This window comes from Pseudomonas sp. R3-18-08, assembly GCF_003852065.1.
Taxonomy (GTDB): Bacteria; Pseudomonadota; Gammaproteobacteria; order Pseudomonadales; family Pseudomonadaceae; genus Aquipseudomonas.
In genome coordinates this window covers 1,027,147-1,051,317 of record NZ_CP027729.1, presented here as the reverse complement: position 1 = coordinate 1,051,317, position 24,171 = coordinate 1,027,147, and the positions used below count along the sequence as shown (strand labels likewise).

Genomic DNA, 24,171 nt, shown 5'->3' with positions numbered 1-24,171 from the left:
CATGCAGGATGATTTCAACGACCCGCTTTGGCGCCAGATCCTGTCTGGCGCACAAATGCTCTTCGTAGCATTTGGCGCGCTGGTGTTGATGCCGCTGATCACAGGTCTTGATCCAAACGTCGCACTGTTCACCGCAGGCTTAGGCACGTTGCTGTTCCAGGTGGTGACCGGGCGGCAGGTGCCGGTGTTCCTGGCTTCGAGCTTTGCATTCATCACCCCGATCATCCTCGCCAAGGGCCAATTCGGCCTGGCAGCGACCATGGGCGGGGTGATGGCAGCGGGTTTCGTGTATACCTTCCTGGGCCTTGCCGTGAAGATCAAAGGCACCGGTTTCATCGACCGACTGCTGCCGCCGGTGGTGATCGGCCCGGTGATCATTTCCATCGGCCTGGCCATGGCGCCGATTGCCGCCAATATGGCGATGGGCAAGTCGGGCGACGGCGCCGAGCTGATCCACTACCAGACGGCCATGCTGATCTCGATGCCCGCGCTGCTGACCACCTTGATCGTGGCGGTGTTCGGCAAGGGCATCTTCCGCCTGGTGCCGATCATCTCTGGCGTGCTGGTGGGGTTTGCCATGTCGTTCTACTTTGGCGTGGTCGACACGGCGAAGATCGCCGCCGCACCGTGGTTTGCCCTGCCCCACTTCACCGCGCCGGAGTTCAACTGGCAGGCGATTCTGTTTATCGTGCCGGTGGCCCTGGCCCCTGCGATCGAACATATCGGTGGCGTGATAGCGGTCGGCAGCGTGACCGGTCGCGACTACCTGAAGAAGCCCGGCCTGCACCGCACGTTGCTGGGTGACGGGATTGCCACCACGGCCGCCGGCCTGTTTGGCGGCCCGCCCAATACCACCTACGCCGAAGTGACTGGCGCGGTGATGCTGACCAAGAACTACAACCCGAAAATCATGACCTGGGCCGCGGTGTTCGCCATCAGCCTGGCGTTTATCGGCAAGTTCGGCGCGCTGCTGCAGAGCATTCCGGTGCCGGTGATGGGCGGAATTCTGTGCCTGCTGTTCGGCTCGATTGCGGCGGTGGGGATGAATACGCTGATTCGCCACAGGATTGACCTGGGTGAAGCGCGCAACCTGGTGATTGTATCGGTGACGCTGGTGTTCGGGATTGGCGGTGTACTGGTGGGTACCGGCACCGGCCCGGACGATTTCGGCCTCAAGGGCATCGCCTTGTGCGCGGTGGTAGCGATTGGGTTGAACCTGCTGCTGCCGGGCAATGATGGTTGGAAGCACAAAAAGCCTGACGAGCCGTTGCTCTAACTAATGTGGGAGGGGGCTTGCTCCCGATAGGGGTGTAACAGTCAATACATCTGTTGACTGACACACCGCCATCGGGAGCAAGCCCCCTCCCACATTTTTAGATCTTCAGTGTGGCTTAGAGCTCGCCGAGCCCATCGATCAGCGCCTGGTTCTGCTCCGGCGTCCCGATGCTGATCCGCAGGAACTGGGCAATCCGCTCCTGCTTGAAGTGCCGCACGATCACCCCATGCTCACGCAGCTTGGCCGCCAGGCCAGCCGCATCATGCTGTGGGTGGCGCGCAAAGATGAAGTTGGCTGCCGAAGGCAACACTTCAAACCCCTTGGCCTGCAACTGGCCGGTGAGTTTTTCACGGCTGTCTATCACCCACCCGCAGGTTTTCTCAAAGTATTCACGGTCCTCAAACGCCACGGCAGCGCCGACAATCGCCAGGCGATCCAGCGGGTAGGAGTTGAAGCTGTTCTTGACCCGCTCCAACGCTTCGATCAGGTCCGGATGTCCCACCGCCAGGCCAACCCGCAGGCCCGCCAGCGAGCGCGACTTGGACAACGTCTGGGTCACCAGCAGGTTCGGGTAATGATCCACCAGGGTGATTGCAGTTTCGCCACCGAAGTCGATATAAGCCTCGTCCACAACCACGACTGATTCCGGGTTGGCCTTGAGAATTTGTTCCACAGCGTCCAGCGCCAGCAGGCAACCGGTTGGCGCGTTAGGGTTGGGAAAGATGATCCCACCATTGGGCTTGGCGTAATCCGCCACGTTGATCTGGAACTGTTCGTCCAGCGGCACAGGATCAGACTTGATGCCATAAAGACCGCAGTAAACCGGATAGAAGCTGTAGCTGATATCCGGGAACAAAAGCGGCAACTCGTGCTGGAACAGGCCGTGAAAGATATGCGCCAGGACTTCGTCGGAGCCGTTACCAAGGAACACCTTGTTCGCCTCGACGCCGTAATACTTCGCCACCGCTTGCTTGAGGCGGTCGCTGTTGGGGTCCGAGTACAAACGCAGGTCGTCGTTCAACTCGGCCCGCATGGCCTCTAACGCTTTGGGCGAAGGGCCATAGGGGTTTTCGTTAGTATTGAGCTTGATCAGCTTGGTCAGCTTTGGCTGCTCGCCGGGCACGTAAGGCACCAGGTCCTTGACGAAAGGGCTCCAGAATTTGCTCATGCCTTACTCTCCCTTGAGGATGCGATATTCAGCGCTGCGCGCGTGGGCGCTCAGCGATTCGCCACGGGCCAGCACCGAGGCGGTCTTGCCCAATTCGGACGCGCCCTGGGGCGAACAGAAGATGATCGATGAACGCTTCTGGAAGTCATACACCCCCAGCGGCGACGAAAAACGCGCGGTGCCGGAGGTCGGCAATACGTGGTTCGGACCTGCACAGTAGTCGCCCAGGGCTTCGCTGGTGTGGCGGCCCATGAAGATCGCGCCGGCATGACGGATCGACGGCAGCCAGGCCTGTGGGTCCGCTACGGACAGCTCAAGGTGCTCCGGCGCGATACGGTTGGCCACTTCGATGGCTTGCTCCATGTCGCGGACCAGAATCAGTGCGCCACGGCCATTGATCGATTTCTCGATGATCTCGGCGCGCTCCATGGTCGGCAACAGCTTGTTGATGCTGGCGGCGACCTGATCGAGGAACGCGGCGTCGGGGCTGACCAGGATCGCCTGGGCGTCTTCATCGTGCTCGGCCTGGGAGAACAGGTCCATGGCGATCCAGTCCGGGTCGGTCTGGCCGTCACACACCACGAGGATCTCCGAGGGGCCGGCGATCATGTCGATACCGACCTGGCCAAACACATGGCGCTTGGCGGTGGCGACGTAGATATTGCCCGGCCCCACCACTTTGTCGACCTTCGGTACGCTTTCGGTGCCATAGGCCAACGCGGCAACCGCTTGGGCGCCACCGATGGTGAACACGCGGTCGACGCCGGCAATGCAGGCGGCAGCCAGCACCAGCTCGTTGATTTCACCACGCGGGGTCGGCACCACCATGACCACTTCGGTCACGCCTGCCACTTTGGCCGGAATCGCGTTCATCAACACCGACGACGGGTACGAGGCCTTGCCGCCCGGCACGTACAGGCCGGCGCGGTCCAGCGGCGTGACCTTCTGGCCCAGTACGGTGCCGTCGGCCTCGGTGTAGCTCCACGAATCCTGTTTCTGTTTTTCGTGATAGCTGCGCACCCGCGCCGCCGCCACTTCCAGGGCTTCACGCTGGGGCGCGGTGATGCGCGTCAGGGCCAGCTCCAGGCGTTCACGGGGCAGAATCAGGTCCGCCATGGACTTGACGTCGAGGCCGTCGAACTGACGGGTGAAATCCACCAGTGCTGCATCGCCGCGCTCGCGCACGGCCTTGATGATCTCGAGCACCCGCTGGTTGACCGAGTCATCGGACACGCTTTCCCAGCTCAGCAGATGATCCAGATGATCGGCGAAATCCGGGTCGGCAGCGTTGAGTCGGGCAATTGCAGTGGACGTGGTCATAGCGAGGGCCTCAATAGAATTGGCAAAAACTCAGGCGCCCTAAACTACCGTTCGCTCCGCTTGGGCACCTGAGAATTCTGGCTATGAGGCGGATAGACGGGCGCAGCCTTTGGGCTACGCGGGTGAGTCAACCGCGGTGTCGCGACTCCACTGCCGTGCGCAGGGTGTCGATCAACGCCTGGATACGGGCATGTTGCATTTTCATCGAAGCTTTGTTGACGATCAGGCGCGAGCTGATGTCGGCAATGAAATCCTGGGGCTCGAGACCGTTGGCGCGCAGGGTGTTGCCGGTGTCGACCACGTCGATGATCTTGTCGGCCAGGCCGATCAGCGGCGCCAGCTCCATCGAGCCGTAAAGCTTGATGATATCGACCTGACGGCCTTGTTCGGCGTAGTAGCGTTTGGCGACGTTGACGAACTTGGTCGCCACCCGCAGGCGGCCCTTGGGCTCGACATCGCCGACACGACCGGCGGTCATCAGTTTGCACAACGCGATCCGCAGGTCCAGGGGCTCGTAGAGACCCTGGCCGCCGTATTCCATCAGCACGTCCTTACCGGCGACACCGAGGTCGGCGGCGCCATGTTCAACGTAGGTCGGCACGTCGGTAGCCCGCACGATCAGCAGGCGAACGTCGTCCTGGGTCGTGGGGATGATCAGCTTGCGGCTCTTGTCCGGATTCTCGGTCGGCACGATGCCCGCTTCAGCCAGAAGCGGCAACGTGTCGTCAAGGATGCGGCCCTTGGACAGTGCGATGGTCAACATGGGAAATGTCAGTCCTTCATCAGGCTATTGCTGTCCGGTCGCAAACGGCGCCAGACACAGATCGAGGCCCTTACAGCCTCGATTTGAAACAAACCGGTGTGTGTGTAGGAGCGAGCTTGCTCGCGAAGAACTCATGGGCACCGCGTTGATTCTGGATAAACGCGTTATCGTTGACGTTTTTCGCGAGCAAGAACTAGGCGTCCCCCTCGCTCCTACAGAACAGCGGGCATCAGCCCGGAACGCGGCGGATTTTAGCGCCGAGCATCTGCAGCTTTTCTTCGATGCACTCGTAGCCACGGTCTATGTGGTAGATGCGGTCAATCAGCGTATCGCCTTCGGCGCAGAGTGCCGAGATCACCAGGCTGGCCGAAGCACGCAGGTCGGTTGCCATCACTGGCGCGCCCTTGAGCTTGTCGATGCCGGTGACGATGGCGGTGTTGCCCTCGACCTGGATCTTGGCGCCCATGCGGTGCAGTTCGTACACATGCATGAAACGGTTTTCGAAGATGGTCTCGATCACGGCGCCGGTGCCTTCAGCGATCGCGTTCAGGGAAATGAACTGCGCCTGCATGTCGGTCGGGAATGCCGGGTACGGAGCGGTACGCACGTTGACGGCTTTTGGCCGCTTGCCGTGCATGTTCAGCTCGATCCAGTCTTCACCGGTGGTGATTTCTGCGCCGGCTTCCTTGAGTTTTTCCAGGACGGCTTCGAGGATGGTCGGATCGGTGTCCTTGACCTTCACACGGCCACCGGTAACGGCGGCGGCGACGAGGTAGGTGCCGGTCTCGATGCGGTCCGGCATGACTTTGTAGGTAGCGGTGTGCAGACGTTCTACACCATCAATAGTGATGGTGTCGGTGCCAGCGCCGGAAACCTTCGCGCCCATGGCGTTGAGGAAGTTGGCCAGGTCGACCACTTCCGGCTCGCGCGCGGCGTTTTGCAGGACGCTGCGGCCTTTGGCCAGGGCAGCGGCCATCATGATGTTCTCGGTACCGGTCACGCTGACGGTATCGAAGAAGAAGTTCGCGCCACGCAAGCCGCCTTCCGGCGCCTTGGCCTTGATATAGCCGCCTTCCACGTCGATGACCGCGCCCATGGCTTCGAGACCACGGATGTGCAGGTCGACCGGACGCGAACCAATGGCGCAACCGCCAGGCAGGGCCACTTCGGCTTCACCGAAACGCGCGACCATCGGGCCAAGCACCAGGATCGACGCACGCATGGTTTTCACCAGCTCGTACGGGGCAATCAGGGTCTTGATGGTGCGTGGGTCGATTTCGACAGACAACTTCTCGTCGATCACCGGCTCGATGCCCATGCGACCGAACAGCTCGATCATCGTGGTTATGTCGTGCAGGTGCGGCAGGTTGGCCACTGTGACAGGGCCGTCGCACAGCAGGGTCGCTGCGAGGATCGGCAAGGCGGAGTTTTTCGCACCGGAAATGCGGATCTCGCCATCTAGGCGGGCACCGCCGGTAATAATCAATTTATCCATAAGAATCTCGACGCCTTGGGGCTCAGGTGCGCTCGGCCCAGGCCGCGCGGCTGAAAAATTTCATAGTGACCGCATGGATGCTGCCATCGGTGATCCATGGGTTCAAATGGGCATAGATCTGCTGCTGACGCTTGACCGGGCTCAATGCCGCCAGTTCATCGCTGATCACGTTCAGCTGGAAATTGCAGCCTTCGCCTTCAACTTCTACAGCCGTGTCCGGCAGCTTTCCTTCAAGGAAGCTCTTAACTTCTAGGGCCTGCATGCTCAACCTCTATCGGCGCCCAGTGCGCACGGGTCGCACATCATACAAAAAAAGCCCCGCGCCTGCGAACCCCGCATAGCAGGACTCTGACGGGGGGCTTCTCTGATAAATGTGTATTAAGGGTGTGCCAACAGCTCGGTCAAGCCGGAAACCTCGGCGATCTCGCGCATGTCTTCAGGCAACGCACGGAGACTGACCGGCTTTTTTACCGCAGCCGCATCGCGCATGAAGCACAACAGCAACGACAAACCGACGCTGCTGGACTTGGTTACCGCCGAGCAATCCAGCACCAGCGCGGGCGCGGTACTGGCCTTGATCAGTGCCTGGCCCTGCTTGCGCAGGTCGGGCCCGGTGCGGTAATCCAACACGCCGCTGAGGAACAGCTCGCCGGCATCGCCGATACGAACAGCCGACTCGGTCATGGCGCTGGTTTCCCGGCTTCCTTATCGGAAGTTTCCTTGGCCTTGGCCACTTCGCCGGCCCAACCATTGATGGTCTTGTCCAGGTCGTTGCCATTGCGCTGCATCGCGTCGGCGAACTGGTCACGGAACAGCTTGCCGATATTGATGCCGTTGATGATCACGTTGCGCAGCTTCCACTCGCCGCTGACCTTTTCCAGCGTGTACTGCACAGGGTACACGGCGCCATTGGTACCTTTGACGGTCATGTTGACGCTGGTGCGATCACCCGACTCATCACCGGCCGGAGCAACGGTAATCCCCTGGTTATTGTACTCAAGCAAGGCGTTACCGTAGAACTGAAACAGGCCGCGCTTGAAGTTTTCCTGGAAACGCTGCATCTGCGCAGGTGTGGCCTTGCGCGAATACTTGACGGTCATGATGCTTTTGGAGATGCCTTCGGCATCCACCACCGGACCGACAATGGTATTGAGCGCGTTGTAGAACTGGCTCGGGTCTTGTTTGTACTTTTCCTTGTTGGCCGACAGGTCAGCCAACATTTTGTTGGTGGTGTCCTGCACCAGTTCGTGGGCAGAACCGGCTGCGTTGGCCATCAACGGCAACGCTGCAAGCAGAACCAGAAGACCACGTCGCAAGGTAGAGAGCATGAACAGATTCCTCATTTGGCGTCTTTATTGACCGTGTTGAGCAGGAATTTACCGATCAGGTCTTCAAGCACCAACGACGACTGTGTGTCGTGGATGGTCGAGCCATCCTTGAGCAGGGCTGTTTCCCCACCCACGCTGACACCGATGTACTTCTCGCCCAGCAGGCCAGCAGTGAGGATAGATGCCGTGGAGTCAGTCGGCAGATTATCTACCTTCTTGTCCAACTGCATCGTCACTCGGCCGGTGAAGCTGTCGCGGTCCAGATCGATTGCCGTGACCTTGCCGATGGTCACACCGGCCATGGTCACTTTAGCTCTGACCGTCAAACCGGCGATATTGTCGAAGTACGCATAAAGTTTATATGTGTCGGCGGTGGGGCTGGCCGACAGGCCACTGACCCGCAGGGCCAGCAACAGTAAAGCCAGGATGCCAGCCAGCAAGAAAAGGCCGACACCGATCTCCACAGTGCGGTTTTGCATCAGAAATCTCCAAACATCAAGGCGGTCAAAATGAAGTCAAGGCCCAGTACCGCCAGCGAGGCGTATACAACGGTCTTGGTGGTGGCGCGACTGATCCCTTCTGAAGTGGGCTCACAGTCATAGCCTTGGAATACGGCGATCCAGGTCACTACAAAGGCGAAGACGATGCTCTTTATGATGCCGTTGAGCACGTCACCCGTGAAGGTCACGCTGTTTTGCATGTTGGCCCAGTAGGAACCGTCGTAGACGCCCAACCAGTCCACCGCCACCCACGAACCGCCCCAGATCCCGACCACGCTGAAGATCATCGCCAGCAGCGGAAGGGAAATGAAGCCGGCCCACAGGCGCGGGGCAACAATGTACTTGAGCGGGTCCACGCCGATCATTTCCAGGCTGGACAGCTGTTCGGTGGACTTCATGTTACCGATTTCGGCGGTCAACGCAGAACCTGCACGCCCGGCGAACAGCAACGCGGTGACCACCGGCCCCAGTTCACGCAACAGCGTCAGGGCAACCATCTGCCCTACCGCCTGTTCTGAACCGTAGCTGGACAGAATGTTGAAGCCTTGCAGCGCCAGCACCATGCCGATGAACATCCCGGAGACCACGATGATCACCAGGGACATCACGCCGACCGCGTGCAGTTGCTTGAGCAGCAAGCCAAAGCCGCCGCCGATGCCGCCGCGGCCGAGCAAGGCGTGGAACAGGAAAATAGTCGAACGCCCGAGGACTTCGACGATGTCGATGCCCGAGCGACCGAAAAGGCGAACCTTTTCGATAAGAGATGTCTTGCGCATCAGCGCTTCCCCAGAAGATCTGCGCGGTAGTCCGCTGCCGGAAAGTGAAAAGGCACCGGGCCATCAGGATCGCCGGTCATGAATTGGCGAATGCGCGGGTTATCGGCGTTCATCAGCTCTTCTGGCGTCCCCTGCCCCAGCACCTGGCCATCACCCACTACATAGAGGTAGTCAGCGATGCTCGCGGTTTCGGCCAGATCGTGAGATACCACGATGCTGGTGATGCCCAAGGCATCGTTGAGCAGCCGGATCAGGCGCACCAGTACGCCCATGGCGATGGGGTCCTGGCCTACGAAAGGCTCGTCATACATCAGGATCTGCGGGTCAAGGGCGATGGCTCGCGCCAGGGCGACACGACGCTTCATGCCACCGGACAATTCGTCAGGCATCAGGTCGATGGCCCCGCGAAGCCCTACGGCCTGCAGCTTGAGCAACACAATGTCACGAATCATCTCGTCGGACAGCTGGGTATGCACCCGCAGCGGGAACGCTACGTTTTCGAAAACATCGAGGTCGGTAAACAGCGCACCGCTCTGGAACAGTACCCCCATGTGCTTGCGCGCATCGAACAGATCGCTGCGCGACAGCGTCGGCAGGTTCTGGCCGTTGACCCACACTTCGCCGGCACTGGGGCGCAATTGCATGCCCATCAGGCGCAACAAGGTGGTCTTGCCGCAACCGGAAGGCCCCATGATGCCCGTGACTTTTCCGCGAGGAATGCGAATATCGACGTTATTGAAGATGCTGCGCGTACCGCGCTTGAAGGAAAGGCCCTTCAGCTCGACCGCGTAGGCGTTATCGGCACTCATCTAATCTCCTTGGGATGCAGCCTTTCACTCAGACACCATGTATGCGATTTTGGTTTGCAACGGATGTGCAATAGTTACGCCATGGGTTGGGCGGACCGAACTGGCCGCGAACTATATCACTGCTGGTGCAGAGCCCCCAAGGCCGGAACAGCGCTTGTTCAGATTCAGCACAGGGAAAAACGTTGCCGGCGATGTTATTCAGACGAATCCTGGAGACGCTCAGAATAAAGCCTGACGAACTTATGTGAGCGAATCGATCATTACCGCTATAATCGCCGACTTTTCGTCAGGCTATACGACTTCAGACATGAGCCAATCCAGCGACCTCATCCAATCCGCACAACGCACCATCCGCCTCGAGCTGGAAGCCGTAGAAGGTTTGCTGGCGCATATCGACGCAGATTTCGTACGCGCCTGCGAGATGATTCTGGCCAGCAAAGGCCGCGTTGTCGTGGTTGGCATGGGTAAGTCCGGCCACGTCGGCAACAAGATCGCCGCTACGCTGGCCAGCACCGGAACCACGGCGTTCTTCGTGCACCCTGCCGAAGCCAGCCATGGTGATATGGGCATGATTACCAAGGATGACGTGATTCTGGCATTGTCCAACTCCGGTACCACCAACGAGATCGTCACCCTGCTGCCGCTGATCAAGCGCCTGGGCATCAAGATGATCAGCGTCACCGGCAACCCGGAATCGACACTGGCCAAGGCCGCCGAAGTGAACTTGAACGTTCATGTCGCCCATGAAGCCTGCCCGCTGAACCTGGCGCCCACCTCGTCGACGACTGCGGCACTGGTCATGGGCGACGCGCTGGCGGTGGCGCTGCTTGAGGCTCGCGGGTTCACCGCTGAAGATTTCGCGTTTTCGCACCCCGGCGGCGCCCTGGGCCGCCGCTTGCTATTGAAAGTGGAAAACGTCATGCATGCGGGCGATGAACTGCCCCATGTGCAACGCGGCACCTTGCTCAAGGACGCGTTGATGGAAATGACCCGCAAGGGCCTGGGCATGACCGTGATCCTGGAAGCCGATGGCCGACTGGCCGGCGTGTTCACCGACGGTGATCTGCGGCGCACCCTGGACCGGGCCATCGACATCCATACCGCAACCATCGATGCTGTGATGACGCCCCATGGCAAGACCGCGCGCCCCGAGATGCTTGCAGCCGAAGCCCTGAAGATCATGGAAGACCACAAGATCGGCGCGCTGGTGGTGGTCGATGACCACGACCACCCTATCGGCGCCCTGAACATGCACGACTTGTTGCGTGCAGGAGTGATGTAAATGACCAGCGACCTGTTGCAACGCGGTAAACACATCAAGTTGGCGATATTCGACGTCGATGGCGTGCTGACCGATGGCCGCCTGTACTTTCTCGAAGACGGCAGCGAATTCAAGACGTTCAACACGCTCGACGGCCAGGGCATCAAGATGCTGATGGCGGCAGGCGTACAAACAGCGATTATCAGCGGTCGAAAGACCCCCGTTGTGGAACGTCGCGCACAAAACCTCGGGATTCCTCACCTGTATCAAGGCCGCGAGGATAAACTGGTGGTGCTGGACGAGCTTCTTGGCCAACTCAACCTAAGCTATGAACAAGTCGCCTATCTGGGTGACGATCTGCCTGACCTGCCGGTGATCCGTCGGGTAGGCCTGGGCATGGCGGTCGCCAATGCTGCAGCGTTTGTGCGTGAACACGCCCATGGCATTACCGCCGCCCGCGGTGGCGAAGGTGCCGCCCGCGAGTTCTGCGAGTTGATCCTGCGTGCCCAGGGCAGTCTTGAAGCGGCCCACGCCGCCTACTTATAGAGCGTTATATGCTGAGCAAAAAGATTCGCAACTTCCTGCTATTCGGAGCCATCGCCGCGCTGTTGCTCGCGGTGGGCTACTGGAATATCAGCCCGGAGCGCTTTCTCGACAAGCCTGTCGTGCAGGTTGATGAAAGTGTCATCGACAACTTCGCCACCAACACCCATACCGTGCAGTTCCTGCCCGATGGCAAGGTGCAGTACGAGTTGGTCTCCGACAAGGTCGAGCGTTTGAAAGCCTCGGAAGTCAGCCTGCTGACCAACCCGGACTTGAACATGTACCGTGGCACCGAACTGCCATGGCACGTCACCAGCCTGCGTGGCGAGGTCAATCCGGACGGCACCGAAATCGAACTGATCGACTCGGTGCGCGTCGCACGTACAGACGCGCAGAACCGGGACACCATTATTACCAGCAGTCGCATGACGGTATTCCCACAACAGCAATATGCGCAGACCGAGCAAGACGTTAGAATCGACGGCGCTGGCGGTGTATCGACCGGCAAGGGAATGAAAGCGTATTTGAAAGAAAGCAGGATACACCTGCTATCGAACGTAAGAGGACAGTATGAGGCTCGTTAAAACCCTCCCTATTTTGCTCGGTCTGGGCGCAGCACTGGGAAGCGTGAGCGCCTGGGCTCTGCCGAACGATAGCCAGCAACCGATCCACATCTCGGCTGACGATGCGCAGCTGGATGACAAGCAAGGCGTCGCGACCTACACCGGTGGCGTGATCATTACCCAAGGTTCGATGAAGATCACCGGTAATACGGTGACACTGACTCGCACCCAGGCCGGCGATATCGACGTCGTGACCTCGGTGGGCAACCTGGCTTACTTCGAGCAGAAGCAAAAGGCAGAAGACCCAGGGCCGATGAAGGGCTATGGCAAGACTATCCAGTACCATGCCCAGCAAAATCGCATTGTATTGATCGACCAGGCCAAGGTGCTCAGTGCCGACGGTAACTCCACCGAAGGCGAGAAGATCGTCTATGACACCAAGACCCAGGTCGCCCAGGCGGGTCGCGCTAAGGGCAGCAAGCTCAGCACACCTCGCCCACGGATCGACATGGTCATCCAGCCGAAGAAGAAGGCCGAGTAATGGCAACCCTGAAAGCCCAGCATCTGGCCAAGGCCTATAAAAGCCGTCAGGTGGTACGCGATGTGAGCCTGTCGATCGACAGCGGCCAGATTGTCGGCCTGCTTGGCCCCAACGGTGCCGGCAAGACCACATGCTTCTACATGATCGTCGGGCTGGTCCAGGCGGACCAGGGGCGCGTATTGATCGACGACCTGGACGTCAGCCACCAGCCGATGCACGGCCGCGCGCGCGCAGGTATCGGCTATCTTCCGCAGGAGGCGTCGATCTTCCGCAAACTGTCGGTAGCCGACAACATCATGGCCATCCTTGAGACCCGCAAGGAACTCGACCGCGACGGCCGCCGCAAGGAACTGGAAAGCCTGTTGCAGGAATTCCACATCAACCACATTCGCGACAACCTCGGCATGAGCTTGTCCGGTGGTGAGCGTCGCCGCGTGGAGATCGCCCGCGCCCTGGCAACCGCTCCCAAATTCATTCTGCTGGACGAACCGTTCGCCGGCGTTGACCCGATTTCCGTGGGCGACATCAAGCAGATCATTCACCACCTCAAGGCCAAGGGCATCGGTGTGCTGATCACCGACCACAACGTCCGTGAAACCCTCGATATCTGCGAAACCGCTTATATCGTCAACGACGGGCAATTGATTGCCGAAGGTGATTCAGCAACGATCCTGGCCAACGAACTGGTGAAAGAAGTTTATCTGGGTCACGAGTTCCGCCTGTAAACACGGTGATATCGGGCCCTTTGCGAGCGCGCGGGCGAGTCAATAAAAACCTCAGCTTTTTTCTCAGCTTTTTTATTGTTACCGCGCTCTAGGCAAAGGCCCCGATATCAGGCATATAATTTGCTTATGTTTGGCGCTCACGCGCCCTGTCGTGGATGGCGCATTGCGCCGGCGAATAAGGTGTTAAGCCCCTGCCATGAAACCATCGCTAGTCCTGAGAATGGGCCAGCAGCTGACGATGACACCGCAGCTGCAACAGGCCATCCGCCTGCTCCAATTGTCGACCCTGGACCTGCAACAGGAAATCCAGGAGGCCCTGGAGTCCAATCCGATGCTCGAACGCCAGGAAGAAGGCGACGACTTCGACAATACCGACCCCTTGGCCGACAATATCGAGCAAAAGCCCAATCCTGATGTACAGGAACCGTCCTATCAGGAAACCGCCCCTACGGTGGACAACCTCGAGGACGGCGAATGGAACGAACGCATTCCCAACGAGCTTCCGGTGGACACCGCATGGGAAGACGTCTACCAGACCAGCGCCAGCAGCCTGCCCAGCAACGACGACGACGAATGGGACTTCACCACCCGCACGTCGGTCGGCGAGAGCCTGCAGAGCCACTTGCTGTGGCAACTGAACCTGGCGCCGATGTCCGACACCGATCGCTTGATCGCCGTCACACTGATCGACTGCATCAATAACCAGGGTTATCTGGACGAGACGCTCGAAGAAATTCTTGAGGCCTTCGACCCGGAGCTGGATATCGAACTGGACGAGATCGAAGCGGTCCTGCACCGTATCCAGCAATTCGAACCCGCCGGCATTGGCGCCCGTACGCTCAGCGAGTGCCTGTTGCTGCAACTGCGCCAGCTACCGGCCAAAACCCCCTGGCTCGTTGAAGCCAAGCGCCTGGTCAGCGACTACATCGACCTGCTCGGCAGCCGCGACTACAGCCAGCTGATGCGCCGCATGAAGCTCAAGGAAGACGAGCTGCGCCAGGTTATCGAGCTGGTTCAGAGCCTCAACCCTCGGCCGGGCTCGCAGATCGAGTCCAGCGAAGCCGAATATGTCGTGCCCGATGTGATCGTGCGCAAGGACAACGAGCGCTGGCTGGTGGAACTGAACCAGGAGTCGGTGCCACGCCTGCGGGTCAACCCGCAATACGCCGGCTTCGTGCGCCGCGCCGATACCAGCGCCGACAACACCTTCATGCGCAACCAGCTGCAGGAAGCACGCTGGTTCATCAAGAGCCTGCAAAGCCGCAACGAAACCCTGATGAAAGTGGCCACCCAGATCGTCGAGCACCAGCGCGGCTTCCTGGAATATGGCGACGAGGCGATGAAGCCCCTGGTACTGCACGACATCGCTGAAGCGGTCGGCATGCACGAATCGACGATTTCACGGGTGACCACGCAAAAATTCATGCATACCCCACGGGGTATTTATGAGCTGAAATACTTTTTCTCCAGCCATGTAAGCACCTCCGAAGGCGGCGAATGCTCGTCCACGGCGATCCGCGCGATCATCAAAAAACTGGTTGCCGCGGAAAATCAGAAAAAGCCGTTGAGTGACAGCAAGATCGCTGGTTTACTGGAGGCACAAGGCATTCAGGTCGCCCGTCGAACCGTCGCCAAGTACCGCGAGTCTCTCGGGATCGCGCCTTCCAGCGAGCGAAAGCGTTTGATGTGACGGGCGGGGCACAGCGTTCCAGTGGCAGGCGCTTTTCGCCTGCCGCTTTATGCACTGGCAACGAAGGAGAAGCTGTATGCAAGTCAACATCAGTGGACACCATGTAGAAGTCACCCCACCCATGCGCGAATACGTCGAACAGAAGCTGAAGAAGCTTGAAGGACATTTCGACAAGATCACCAACGTGCAGGTCATCATGAAGGTCGATAAGCTTCAGCAGAAAATTGAAGCGACCCTGCAGATACCCGGTGGCGAAGTGGTTGCTAACGCCGAGCATGAAGACATGTATGCATCGATCGACTTGCTCACCGACAAGCTTGACCGCCAACTCAAAAAGCATAAGGAAAAGAATCTGCACCTGATGCAAGGTACAGGTCGTTAACTCTCCCCCATGATCCGACTTGAAACCATCCTGACCCCCGGCCGTTCCCTCGTGAACGTGCCGGGCGGCAGCAAGAAAAAAGCCCTCGAACATATCGCCAACCTGATCAGCCGTGAAGTGCCTGAGCTGGATGAGCAAGTCGTGTTCAAGGCCCTGATTGACCGTGAAAAACTGGGCTCCACTGGTTTTGGTAACGGCATCGCAATCCCACATTGCCGTCTTAAAGGCTGCGACACGCCCGTCAGTGCACTACTGCACTTGGAAAAACCCATCGATTTCGATGCCATCGACGGCGCTCCGGTCGACCTGCTGTTCGTTCTGCTGGTCCCACAAGCTGCCACCGATGCGCACCTGGAACTGCTCCGGCAGATCGCCAGCATGCTCGACCGCAAAGAAGTACGCGAAAAACTGCGCAGTGCCAAAAGTAATGAGGCGTTGTATCAGGTCGTCCTGGATGAGCAAAGCGGGCAATAATCATGCGTTTGATCATCGTCAGCGGCCGCTCCGGCTCGGGTAAGAGCACTGCCCTCAATGTGCTTGAAGACAGCGGCTTCTATTGCATCGACAACCTGCCCGCCGGGCTGCTGCCGGAATTGGCCGAGCGCGCCTTGATCCATACCGAACTGGCGCAACCGCTGGTTGCCGTGTCAATCGACGCCCGCAACCTGCCCAGCCATCTCTCGCGCTTCCCCGAACTGCTTGAGGAAGTGCGCGCCAAGCATATTCATTGCGACGTGCTGTACCTGGATGCCGACGAAGAAACTCTGCTCAAGCGTTTCTCCGAAACCCGTCGACGCCATCCGCTCAGCAGCGCCAACCGCTCCCTGGCGGAAGCCATCCAGGACGAGACCAAGCTGCTGGGGCCGATCATCGATCTGGCCGACCTCAAGATCAACACCACCAACTTGAACCTGTACCAACTGCGCGATGCGATCAAACTGCGATTGCTGAACCAGCCGGAGCCTGGCACTGCGTTTCTGGTCGAGTCATTTGGTTTCAAGCGTGGCATGCCGGTGGATGCCGACCTGGTGTTCGACGTGCGTTGCCTGCCCAATCCTTATTGGAAGCCGGAGTTGCGCGATCAATCCGGGCTCGATCAACCCGTGATCGACTATCTGGCGGCACAAGCGGATGTGGAAGAGATGTTCCAGGACATCTCTACCTACCTGCTCAAATGGTTGCCGCGCTTTGCCGCGAGCAATCGTGCCTATGTGACCATTGCCATCGGCTGCACCGGTGGCCACCACCGCTCCGTCTACCTGACGGAACGGCTCGGCCAGGTGCTGCAACAAACCCTCAAGAATGTCCAGGTTCGCCACCGCGACCTTAGCTGAAAGGAACACCACTGCGATGCCGGCTCGGGAAATTGAAATCATCAACAAGCTGGGCTTGCACGCCCGCGCCTCAGCCAAGTTTGTCGGCGTTGCCGGGCAGTTCCCCTGCCAGATACGCGCCGGGCGCACGCCGGAATCGATGGTCGACGGTAAAAGCATCATGGCGATGATGATGCTTGCCGCAGGCAAAGGCACCAAGATTCATCTGGAAACCCAAGGCGAACAAGAGCAGGAAGCCATGGACGCGCTGGTGAAGCTGATCAATAACTACTTTGATGAAGGCGAATAACCGCCTTCCGCTGTAGGAGCAAGCTTCATCCCAACGCCGTATCCATCATCATCATCAAGCAGAACCCGATGCACAGCCCCAGGCTGGCGAGCTTATCGTGACCGTTTCGGCGTGACTCGGGGATGACCTCATGGGTCACCACCAACAGCATCGCACCAGCAGCCAGCGCCAACCCCAGTGGCAACAGCACTTCGGCAAGGCTCACCAGCCACGCGCACAGCACTGCGAATACCGGTTCGACCAAACCGGACGCAGCGCCGATCAGGAACGCCTTGATCCGCGACATTCCCGCCCCAGCCAATACCAGCGCGATCACCAGGCCTTCCGGTACGTCCTGCAGAGCAATGCCCATGGCGAGGCTGTCTGCATCTGCCATGCCGCCACCCGCAGAGACCCCCACGGCCATGCCTTCCGGAATGTTGTGGGCAATGATGGCAAACACAAACAGCCAGATTCGCGGCGGGATAACCGGCTTATCCGGCGTGCCCACCAGCATTTCCGGGCTGGCGCCGGAAACCTTGCGGTCCACGAGATAGAGCCCGAATGCACCCAGCATAATGCCGAAGCTGATCAAGCCAGCCGCGCCCCAGGGCGACAATCCCAGGCTCTCAGCGGCGGCAATGCCCGGCACGACCAGCGAAAAAGCGGTCGCCGCCAGCATCACCCCCGCTCCAAACCCCAGCAAGGTATCACTCAACGCCGCTGGCATTCGGCGGATTACCAGCACCGGCACCGCGCCCAAGGCGGTGCCGAGTGCGCAGATTGCCCCGCCCTGCAAGGCGCGCAAGATGCGTGGCTCCAGGTCGAGCCAGGCCAGCCCCTGGGCCACCAGCAATGCCGTACCGACTAATACAAGCAGGGAGCCTAACGCGTAGCGAAATAATCGCACGCTGCTAATCGCCAGTGTTTCAGTACCCATAGCCGGCCTTAGATCTTGTTATAGGGTGAATATCAGGCCAAAGCGGCCTGATAGCGCGCGGCAACCTCCGGCCAATTGATGACGCTGTAGAATGCATTGATGTACTCCGGTCGTCGGTTTTGATACAGCAAGTAATAGGCGTGCTCCCAAACGTCCAAACCGAGGATCGGCGTGTTGCCGCTCATCAGCGGGCTGTCCTGGTTGCCGCTGCTTTCCACCACCAAGGTCTTTTGCGGGGTGACGCTCAACCAGGCCCAGCCGCTGCCGAAACGGGTCAACGCCGCTTTGGTAAAGGCCTCTTTGAAACTGTCGAAGCCACCCAGTTGCTCGTCGATCGCCTTGCCCAGCTCCCCCTCGGGTTTTCCGCCACCTGTAGGCGACATGACCGCCCAGAACAGCGAATGGTTGGCATGCCCGCCTCCTTGATTGACCACGGCAGCGCGTAATTGCTCCGGTAATTTTTCAACGCTGGAAACCAGCTTCTCCACCGGCCAGCCTGCGAACTCGGTGCCTTCGACTGCGGCATTAAGGTTATTGATGTAGGTCTGGTGATGCTTGGTGTAGTGAATTTCCATGGTTTGCGCATCGATATGGGGTTCGAGGGCGTCGTAGGCGTAAGGCAAAGCCGGCAGGGTGTAAGTCATATCAATGTGCTCCATAGTGAGAGGGGGTCGGCTGCGAAGCGGCGCTGCCCAGCAAGCGATGGGTGCGCGGGTACTCGCCGTGATCGCTGATGAAATTCAACAGTTCGACGTAGGTTTTGCTGCTCTGGCGCAACGCCGCCTCGCGCAACTGCGGACTGAGCCGCGCGTCCTGCATGGCCTGCAGCAGGCGCTGGTGAATGGCGCAGAGGTATTCCGCGCTTTCCTCAGGCTGGTTCAGGCGCAGGTGCAGGTCTGCCAGGTTGTGATGGGAAATGACGCAAGCCGCCACGGCTTCGTCGGCGTCCGCCCAGCGTTCGAACAACACCTGGGCCAGGGCCAGGGCTTGCAAGTAGGCCTCGCGTGCGTCCACCAGCTCGCCCGCCATAAAACAGCGATTGGCCCGTTCGATCGTGCGTTTCCAGTGCTCCATGGTGAGCCTCCAAAGCAGGGACGGTGATTACACGCCGCCGGCCGTGAGCTTTTCCGGGTCCAGCAGGACTTCCAGTTGGCTGCGCGGCAAGTCGGTGTGTTCGAGGGCGACATCGATCACCGGACGACCCTGCTGATAAGCCTGCTTGGCGATTTCAGCGGCCTTTTGGTAACCAATGATCGGATTGAGGGCAGTGACCAGAATCGGGTTGCGCGCCAACGCCTCCTTGAGCTTGGCTTCGTTGACCTTGAAGCTGGCGATGGCCTTGTCTGCCAGCAAACGACTGGCGTTGGCCAGCAACTCCAGGCTACTGAGCAGGTTCTGGGCGATGATGGGCAGCATCACGTTCAGCTCGAAGTTGCCCGATTGGCCGGCGACGGTGATCACCGTGTCGTTGCCAATCACCTGGGCGGCCACCATGGCCGTGGCTTCCGGGATTACCGGATTGACCTTGCCCGGCATGATCGACGACCCCGGCTGCAGACCTTCCAGCTCGATTTCGCCGAGGCCGGCCAACGGGCCGGAGTTCATCCAGCGCAGGTCATTGGCGATCTTCATCAGCGATACAGCGGTGGCTTTCAACTGGCCGGAGACGGCGACGGCGGTGTCCTGGGAGCCAATCAACGCAAACAGGTTCTTGCCCGGCGTGAACGTCACCTGGGTCAAGTGGCTCAGGTGCTGGCTGAAGCGTGCGGCAAACTCCGGGTGTGCGTTGATGCCGGTGCCCACCGCCGTGCCGCCCTGGGCCAGCGCCTGCAGCGCCGGCAGCAGGTCTTGCAGGTGGCCGACATTGGCCTTGAGCTGCTGCGCCCAGCCATTGAGCACCTGGCTCATGCGCACCGGCATGGCATCCATCAAGTGGGTACGACCGGTCTTGATAAACGGGTGGACCGCTTCGGCCTTTTGCTCGATCACCTGCACCAGGTGCAGCAAGGCCGGCAGTGTTTGCTCGTGCAGCACCAGCGCGGCGCTGACATGAATGGTGGTCGGGATGATGTCGTTGCTGCTTTGTCCGCAGTTGACGTGGTCATTGGGGTTTACCACCTCGCCCAGCAAGCGGCTGGCCAGGGTCGCGATCACTTCGTTGGCATTCATGTTGGAGCTGGTGCCGGAACCGGTCTGGAAGATATCCACCGGAAAGTGCTGCATGTAGTCGCCTTCCAGCAAGCCTTGGGCAGCATCGACAATGGCCTTGCCCTGCCCTGCGCTGATTTGCTTGAGGTCGACGTTGGCCCTGGCGGCAGCGGCCTTGGCCAAGATAAGCGCGCGAATGAACTGCGCGGGCATGCGCTGATGGCTGATCGGAAAGTTGTTCACCGCGCGCTGGGTTTGCGCACCGTACAAGGCCTCGGCGGGGACTTGCAGTTCGCCCATGCTGTCGCGTTCGATACGGGTGTTACTCATCATCAGATCCTTGCACCAAGTCGGCGTGAGAGAGGGATGGCAGCAATTGGCATGTTGCCAACTGCCAGGCGAAGGCCTGCCAGCGCTTGAGGCGGCAGGCACAGTGAGAGAGTTTTTCCAGGTCACGCAGGGGGCGCCAGGCCTGGTCCAGACACGAGGAGCGCCAATGCCAGGGCAGCGCGATATCGTTGGCGGTGTCGATGAGCAATCGAAATGACGTTTCGGCGATCGTCCACGGGTGGGTCGCGGTGCAACACGCCAGATAGCGCCCCTCATTGAGGTAATGTTCGATCAGGCGAGGCTCATTGGGGTCGAGCCCGCAGCGAATCTGACGACTCATCCACCGCCAACTTTCCAGGTACGGGTCCTCATGCAAGACAGAACTCATGATCCACACTCATCCAGTAATGATATTCATTATTAAATGATATTAAGAATCAAAACAAGAACAGCAGGTTTATCCTATCTACAAGCGGCACAAAAAAGGCGCGCCATCATCGATATGGCGCGCCTTTTTGGTGAAACGTCGCAGGTCAGCTACCGGCGACTGTCATCCGTTCGATCAACACGGAGCCCGTGCGGATATTACTGCGCAATTCCAGGTCGTTACCCACGGCCACGATCTGCTTGAACATATCGCGCATGTTCCCGGCGATCGTCACTTCCTGGACGGCGAACTGAATCTCACCGTTTTCCACCCAGAACCCCGCCGCGCCACGGGAATAGTCACCCGTCACCATGTTCAGCCCTTGGCCCATCAATTCGGTCACCAGCAGGCCGCGCCCCATGCGACGCAACAGCGCCGCCTGGTCTTCATCGCCATGGGTCACGAACAGGTTGTGAACGCCGCCGGAGTTGGCGGTGCTTGGCAGGCCAAGCTTGCGTCCAGCGTAGGTGCCCAATACATAAGACACCAGCTCGCCCTTCTCAACGAACGGCTTGGCATACGTGGCCAGGCCGTCGCCGTCGAACGAGGCGCTGCCCATGGCGCGCATCAGGTGCGGGCGCTCATCAATGGTCAACCACTCCGGGAACAGCTTCTGGCCGATCGCGCCTTCGAGGAATGAAGATTTGCGATACAGGTTGCCGCCGGAAATCGCCCCAAGAAAACTACCGAACAAACCACCGGCCAATTCGGCGGAAAACAGTACCGGCACCTCGCACGTGGGCACCGGGCGTGCGCCCAAACGACTGGCTGCACGCTGCGCCGCACGCTGACCAATGCTGACCGGGTCGGCCAGCAACTCGCCTTGGCGGCTCACGTCGTACCAGTAATCACGCTGCATCTGGCCGTCGGCTTCGGCGATCATGACGCAACTCAGGCTGTGGCGCGTGGACGCATAGCCACCAATAAAGCCATGGCTGTTACCGTAGACACGGCAGCCCTGGTGAGTACTCAGCGTGGTGCCGTCGGCGTTCTTGATGCGCGCATCGGCGTCGAACGCAGCCGCTTCGCAGGTCAGCGCCTGTTCGATGGCTTGCTCAGGCGTGATATCCCAGGCGTGGAACAGGTCGAAATCCTGCAGGTCCTTGGCCATCAGCGCTTTGTCGGCCAAGCCTGAGCTTTCATCCTCGGAGGTGTGCTTGGCGATTGCCAACGCGGCGGCAACGGTCTCGCGGATCGCCTCGGGGCCGCTGGCCGAGGTACTGGCCGAGCCTTTGCGCTGGCCCACATACAAGGTAATCCCAAACCCCTGGTCGCGATTGAATTCTACGGTCTCCACTTCCCGCTGACGCACCGAAGTCGACAGTCCCTGCTCCAGCGACACCGCTACCTCACAGGCGCTGGCCCCCTGGCGCTTGGCTTCGGCAAGGATCTGCTCGACTTGTTCCTGCAGTGCCGGTAACGCTTGCGGACCGACGCTTTGGGCTGCACTCATGGTTTTCTCCACTCAAATTCTGCTCTCGGTTAAGGCCATCGAGCGACCGGGCCGGACAAGCGGCCCCCGACTGGTTATCATGGCGGCGTTTCTTTGCGGACTGCCACCATGGTTGATTCTTACGACGACTCCCTCGATGGGGAGAAAAGCAAAACCCAGGTCAAACGTGAGCTGCATGCTCTGGTTGACCTTGGCGAGCGCCTTACAACGCTCAAAAAGGACTTGATTGCAAAACTGCCACTGACCGACGAAATGCGTCGGGCCTTGGCCGATGCGCCTAAGCACACCGCGAATATCGCGCGCAAACGGCACATCATGTTTATCGGCAAGCTGATGCGCGATCAGGATACTGACGCCATTCTGGCCTTGCTCGATCAAACCGATGCCTCCACTCGCCAGTACAACGAACGCTTCCATAACCTGGAGCGTTGGCGTGACCGCCTGATCGAGGGCGATGACGCCGTGCTGGAGAAATTCGTATTGGACTATCCGGAAGCGGACCGCCAGCAATTGCGCTCCCTGATCCGTCAAGCCCAACATGAAATGGCGCATAACAAGGCGCCGGCCACCAGCCGTAAAATCTTCAAATACATCCGTGAGCTGGACGAGACTCAACGCGGCCTGCGTTGATCCTCTTCCCCGGGTGGCGACCTTCGCCACCCGAAGCTTGCGGGCTTACGAGCCCGTGCCACCCACGGTGATCGCATCGATTTTCAAGGTTGGCTGGCCCACGCCCACCGGCACCGACTGCCCATCCTTTCCGCACGTGCCCACGCCGCTGTCCAGCGACAGGTCGTTACCGACCATCGACACCTTGCTCATCGCCTCCGGCCCATTACCAATCAATGTGGCTCCCTTGACCGGCGCGGTAATCTTGCCGTCTTCGATCAAGTACGCCTCGCTGGTGGAAAACACGAACTTGCCGCTGGTGATATCCACCTGCCCGCCGCCGAGGTTGGCGCAGTAGATGCCGCGCTTCACCGAAGCAATGATTTCTGCCGGATCGCTTTGGCCACCGAGCATGTAGGTGTTGGTCATGCGTGGCATAGGCAGGTGGGCATAGGATTCGCGGCGACCGTTACCAGTGCGCGCCACGCCCATCAGGCGGGCGTTGAGCTTGTCTTGCATATAGCCCTTGAGTACGCCGTTTTCGATCAGGGTGGTGCACTCCGTGGGCGTGCCCTCGTCATCCACACTCAACGAACCCCGGCGACCGGCCAAGGTACCGTCATCGACAATGGTGCACAGCTTGGAAGCGACCATCTCGCCCATACGCCCGCTATAGGCGGAACTGCCCTTGCGGTTGAAGTCGCCTTCCAGCCCATGGCCCACGGCTTCGTGCAGCAGCACACCGGACCAACCCGAACCCAGCACCACGGGCAAGGTACCGGCCGGCGCCGGAATCGCTTCCAGGTTGACCAGTGCCTGGCGCAAGGCTTCACGGGCATAACCCATGGCGCGGTCCTCGGCGAGGAAATAACGGTAATCGGTGCGCCCGCCACCGCCATGGCCGCCGCGCTCGCGGCGGCCGTTCTGCTCGACGATCACACTCACGTTAAAACGCACCAGTGGCCGCACATCGGCCGCCAGCCCGCCGTCGGTAGACGCGACGAGGATGCGCTCCCACACGCCGGCCATGCTCACGGTGACCTGCTGGATGCGCGGGTCCAGGGCGCGGGTCGCCGCGTCGACTCGTTTGAGCAACTCGACCTTCTCCGCACGGCTGATCACTTCCAACGGATTATCCGGCGCGTACAACTGCGCCACGTCCTGGGTGCTGAACGCCTGCACCGTGCCGTTCTGGCCGGCGCGGGAAATCGAACGCGCCGCACGCGCAGCCAGGCCCAGGGCCTCCAACGTAATGGCGTTGCTGTAGGCAAAGCCGGTTTTTTCCCCGGATTGCGCGCGAACGCCTACACCCTGGTCAAGGTTGAAACTGCCTTCCTTGACGATGCCGTCTTCCAACGCCCAGGATTCGGAAATCTGCCCCTGGAAATACAGGTCGGCCGCGTCGATGCCGGGTCCGGCCAGATCGCCCAGCACGGTTTGCAGACTTTCGATGGTCACGCCACCGGGTGCCAGGAGATGTTCACTGACTGAGGACAACAACTCGCTCATAGGTTTGGCCTTA

Annotated in this window: 29 protein-coding genes; 12 read left to right on the top strand and 17 right to left on the bottom strand. The window is 59.8% G+C overall.

Annotation, left to right across the window (positions count from 1 at the left end):
• The first annotated feature begins 1 nt into the window (after position 1).
• Positions 2 to 1,276 (top strand): uracil-xanthine permease family protein, encoded by a 1,275-nt coding sequence (locus tag C4J92_RS04740; RefSeq protein WP_124403100.1) that lies wholly within the window; start codon positions 2 to 4, stop codon positions 1,274 to 1,276.
• A 115-nt stretch (positions 1,277 to 1,391) separates the two neighbouring features.
• On the opposite strand, the gene hisC is transcribed toward C4J92_RS04740, so the two are convergent.
• The 10 genes from hisC to C4J92_RS04690 all read right to left on the bottom strand — a co-directional run bounded on the left by hisC (position 1,392) and on the right by C4J92_RS04690 (position 9,435).
• Positions 1,392 to 2,444 (bottom strand): histidinol-phosphate transaminase, encoded by a 1,053-nt coding sequence (hisC, locus tag C4J92_RS04735; RefSeq protein WP_124403099.1) that lies wholly within the window; start codon positions 2,442 to 2,444, stop codon positions 1,392 to 1,394.
• Between the two features lie 3 nt (positions 2,445 to 2,447).
• Positions 2,448 to 3,764 carry a histidinol dehydrogenase gene (gene hisD / locus C4J92_RS04730; protein ID WP_124403098.1) on the bottom strand — a complete coding sequence of 439 codons (1,317 nt, stop codon included), beginning with the start codon at positions 3,762 to 3,764 and terminating at the stop codon, positions 2,448 to 2,450.
• A gap of 127 nt (positions 3,765 to 3,891) precedes the next feature.
• Positions 3,892 to 4,527, bottom strand: a complete 636-nt coding sequence (hisG, locus tag C4J92_RS04725) for an ATP phosphoribosyltransferase (RefSeq protein WP_003171824.1) — start codon at positions 4,525 to 4,527, stop codon at positions 3,892 to 3,894.
• A gap of 229 nt (positions 4,528 to 4,756) precedes the next feature.
• On the bottom strand, positions 4,757 to 6,022 hold the full coding sequence (gene murA / locus C4J92_RS04720) for a UDP-N-acetylglucosamine 1-carboxyvinyltransferase (RefSeq protein WP_043050767.1): 1,266 nt from the start codon (positions 6,020 to 6,022) through the stop codon (positions 4,757 to 4,759).
• A gap of 22 nt (positions 6,023 to 6,044) precedes the next feature.
• Positions 6,045 to 6,284 (bottom strand): BolA family protein, encoded by a 240-nt coding sequence (locus tag C4J92_RS04715; protein ID WP_124361320.1) that lies wholly within the window; start codon positions 6,282 to 6,284, stop codon positions 6,045 to 6,047.
• A gap of 116 nt (positions 6,285 to 6,400) precedes the next feature.
• Positions 6,401 to 6,706: a lipid asymmetry maintenance protein MlaB gene (locus tag C4J92_RS04710; protein WP_124361319.1), complete on the bottom strand. Its 306-nt coding sequence runs from the start codon at positions 6,704 to 6,706 to the stop codon at positions 6,401 to 6,403.
• On the bottom strand, positions 6,703 to 7,350 hold the full coding sequence (locus C4J92_RS04705; protein ID WP_124403097.1) for a phospholipid-binding protein MlaC: 648 nt from the start codon (positions 7,348 to 7,350) through the stop codon (positions 6,703 to 6,705). Before C4J92_RS04705 ends, C4J92_RS04710 begins: the two co-directional genes overlap by 4 nt.
• An 11-nt stretch (positions 7,351 to 7,361) precedes the next feature.
• Positions 7,362 to 7,829, bottom strand: a complete 468-nt coding sequence (gene mlaD / locus C4J92_RS04700) for an outer membrane lipid asymmetry maintenance protein MlaD (RefSeq protein ID WP_003171814.1) — start codon at positions 7,827 to 7,829, stop codon at positions 7,362 to 7,364.
• Positions 7,829 to 8,626 carry a lipid asymmetry maintenance ABC transporter permease subunit MlaE gene (mlaE, locus tag C4J92_RS04695; RefSeq protein ID WP_057021555.1) on the bottom strand — a complete coding sequence of 266 codons (798 nt, stop codon included), beginning with the start codon at positions 8,624 to 8,626 and terminating at the stop codon, positions 7,829 to 7,831. Before mlaE ends, mlaD begins: the two co-directional genes overlap by 1 nt.
• A complete protein-coding gene (locus C4J92_RS04690) occupies positions 8,626 to 9,435 on the bottom strand; it encodes an ATP-binding cassette domain-containing protein (RefSeq protein WP_057724577.1) in 810 nt (269 codons plus the stop codon). Before C4J92_RS04690 ends, mlaE begins: the two co-directional genes overlap by 1 nt.
• Positions 9,436 to 9,742: 307 nt before the next feature.
• Here C4J92_RS04690 and C4J92_RS04685 point away from each other — a divergent pair, with 307 nt between their 5' ends.
• The 10 genes from C4J92_RS04685 (at position 9,743) to C4J92_RS04640 (ending at position 16,763) form a co-directional block, all read left to right on the top strand.
• On the top strand, positions 9,743 to 10,717 hold the full coding sequence (locus C4J92_RS04685; RefSeq protein ID WP_124361317.1) for a KpsF/GutQ family sugar-phosphate isomerase: 975 nt from the start codon (positions 9,743 to 9,745) through the stop codon (positions 10,715 to 10,717).
• Positions 10,718 to 11,242 (top strand): HAD family hydrolase, encoded by a 525-nt coding sequence (locus C4J92_RS04680; RefSeq protein ID WP_124403096.1) that lies wholly within the window; start codon positions 10,718 to 10,720, stop codon positions 11,240 to 11,242. It begins immediately after the preceding gene.
• An 8-nt stretch (positions 11,243 to 11,250) separates the two neighbouring features.
• The gene (gene lptC, locus C4J92_RS04675) at positions 11,251 to 11,823 is read left to right on the top strand and encodes an LPS export ABC transporter periplasmic protein LptC (protein WP_124361315.1); all 573 of its coding nucleotides are present in this window, start codon (positions 11,251 to 11,253) and stop codon (positions 11,821 to 11,823) included.
• Positions 11,810 to 12,343: a lipopolysaccharide transport periplasmic protein LptA gene (lptA, locus tag C4J92_RS04670; protein ID WP_124403095.1), complete on the top strand. Its 534-nt coding sequence runs from the start codon at positions 11,810 to 11,812 to the stop codon at positions 12,341 to 12,343. Before lptC ends, lptA begins: the two co-directional genes overlap by 14 nt.
• Entirely contained in the window at positions 12,343 to 13,068 is a 726-nt protein-coding gene (gene lptB / locus C4J92_RS04665; protein ID WP_003171806.1) for an LPS export ABC transporter ATP-binding protein, read from the top strand. The genes lptA and lptB overlap by 1 nt, the downstream gene beginning before the upstream one ends.
• A 196-nt stretch (positions 13,069 to 13,264) precedes the next feature.
• Positions 13,265 to 14,758 carry an RNA polymerase factor sigma-54 gene (locus tag C4J92_RS04660; protein ID WP_124403094.1) on the top strand — a complete coding sequence of 498 codons (1,494 nt, stop codon included), beginning with the start codon at positions 13,265 to 13,267 and terminating at the stop codon, positions 14,756 to 14,758.
• A 76-nt stretch (positions 14,759 to 14,834) separates the two neighbouring features.
• Positions 14,835 to 15,140, top strand: a complete 306-nt coding sequence (gene hpf, locus C4J92_RS04655; protein WP_057724572.1) for a ribosome hibernation-promoting factor, HPF/YfiA family — start codon at positions 14,835 to 14,837, stop codon at positions 15,138 to 15,140.
• A 9-nt stretch (positions 15,141 to 15,149) separates the two neighbouring features.
• A complete protein-coding gene (ptsN, locus tag C4J92_RS04650; protein ID WP_124403093.1) occupies positions 15,150 to 15,614 on the top strand; it encodes a PTS IIA-like nitrogen regulatory protein PtsN in 465 nt (154 codons plus the stop codon).
• Between the two features lie 2 nt (positions 15,615 to 15,616).
• The gene (rapZ, locus tag C4J92_RS04645) at positions 15,617 to 16,474 is read left to right on the top strand and encodes an RNase adapter RapZ (RefSeq protein ID WP_124361313.1); all 858 of its coding nucleotides are present in this window, start codon (positions 15,617 to 15,619) and stop codon (positions 16,472 to 16,474) included.
• Between the two features lie 16 nt (positions 16,475 to 16,490).
• The gene (locus tag C4J92_RS04640; protein WP_124369666.1) at positions 16,491 to 16,763 is read left to right on the top strand and encodes an HPr family phosphocarrier protein; all 273 of its coding nucleotides are present in this window, start codon (positions 16,491 to 16,493) and stop codon (positions 16,761 to 16,763) included.
• 25 nt (positions 16,764 to 16,788) lie between these two features.
• Here the strand turns inward: C4J92_RS04640 and C4J92_RS04635 are convergent, their stop codons facing one another.
• The 6 genes from C4J92_RS04635 to pmbA form a co-directional block, all read right to left on the bottom strand.
• A complete protein-coding gene (locus C4J92_RS04635; protein WP_124403092.1) occupies positions 16,789 to 17,682 on the bottom strand; it encodes a ZIP family metal transporter in 894 nt (297 codons plus the stop codon).
• Between the two features lie 32 nt (positions 17,683 to 17,714).
• On the bottom strand, positions 17,715 to 18,326 hold the full coding sequence (locus C4J92_RS04630) for a superoxide dismutase (RefSeq protein WP_124369664.1): 612 nt from the start codon (positions 18,324 to 18,326) through the stop codon (positions 17,715 to 17,717).
• A gap of 1 nt (position 18,327) precedes the next feature.
• Positions 18,328 to 18,756: a hypothetical protein gene (locus C4J92_RS04625; protein WP_124403091.1), complete on the bottom strand. Its 429-nt coding sequence runs from the start codon at positions 18,754 to 18,756 to the stop codon at positions 18,328 to 18,330.
• Between the two features lie 27 nt (positions 18,757 to 18,783).
• The gene (locus C4J92_RS04620) at positions 18,784 to 20,160 is read right to left on the bottom strand and encodes a lyase family protein (protein WP_124403090.1); all 1,377 of its coding nucleotides are present in this window, start codon (positions 20,158 to 20,160) and stop codon (positions 18,784 to 18,786) included.
• Positions 20,153 to 20,548: a FagA protein gene (locus C4J92_RS04615; RefSeq protein WP_124403089.1), complete on the bottom strand. Its 396-nt coding sequence runs from the start codon at positions 20,546 to 20,548 to the stop codon at positions 20,153 to 20,155. Before C4J92_RS04615 ends, C4J92_RS04620 begins: the two co-directional genes overlap by 8 nt.
• A 145-nt stretch (positions 20,549 to 20,693) precedes the next feature.
• The gene (gene pmbA / locus C4J92_RS04610; protein WP_124403088.1) at positions 20,694 to 22,040 is read right to left on the bottom strand and encodes a metalloprotease PmbA; all 1,347 of its coding nucleotides are present in this window, start codon (positions 22,038 to 22,040) and stop codon (positions 20,694 to 20,696) included.
• A gap of 108 nt (positions 22,041 to 22,148) precedes the next feature.
• Here pmbA and yjgA point away from each other — a divergent pair, with 108 nt between their 5' ends.
• The gene (yjgA, locus tag C4J92_RS04605; protein ID WP_124361305.1) at positions 22,149 to 22,670 is read left to right on the top strand and encodes a ribosome biogenesis factor YjgA; all 522 of its coding nucleotides are present in this window, start codon (positions 22,149 to 22,151) and stop codon (positions 22,668 to 22,670) included.
• Positions 22,671 to 22,715: 45 nt separating this feature from the next.
• On the opposite strand, the gene tldD is transcribed toward yjgA, so the two are convergent.
• Positions 22,716 to 24,158: a metalloprotease TldD gene (gene tldD / locus C4J92_RS04600; RefSeq protein ID WP_124361304.1), complete on the bottom strand. Its 1,443-nt coding sequence runs from the start codon at positions 24,156 to 24,158 to the stop codon at positions 22,716 to 22,718.
• Positions 24,159 to 24,171: the final 13 nt, after the last annotated feature.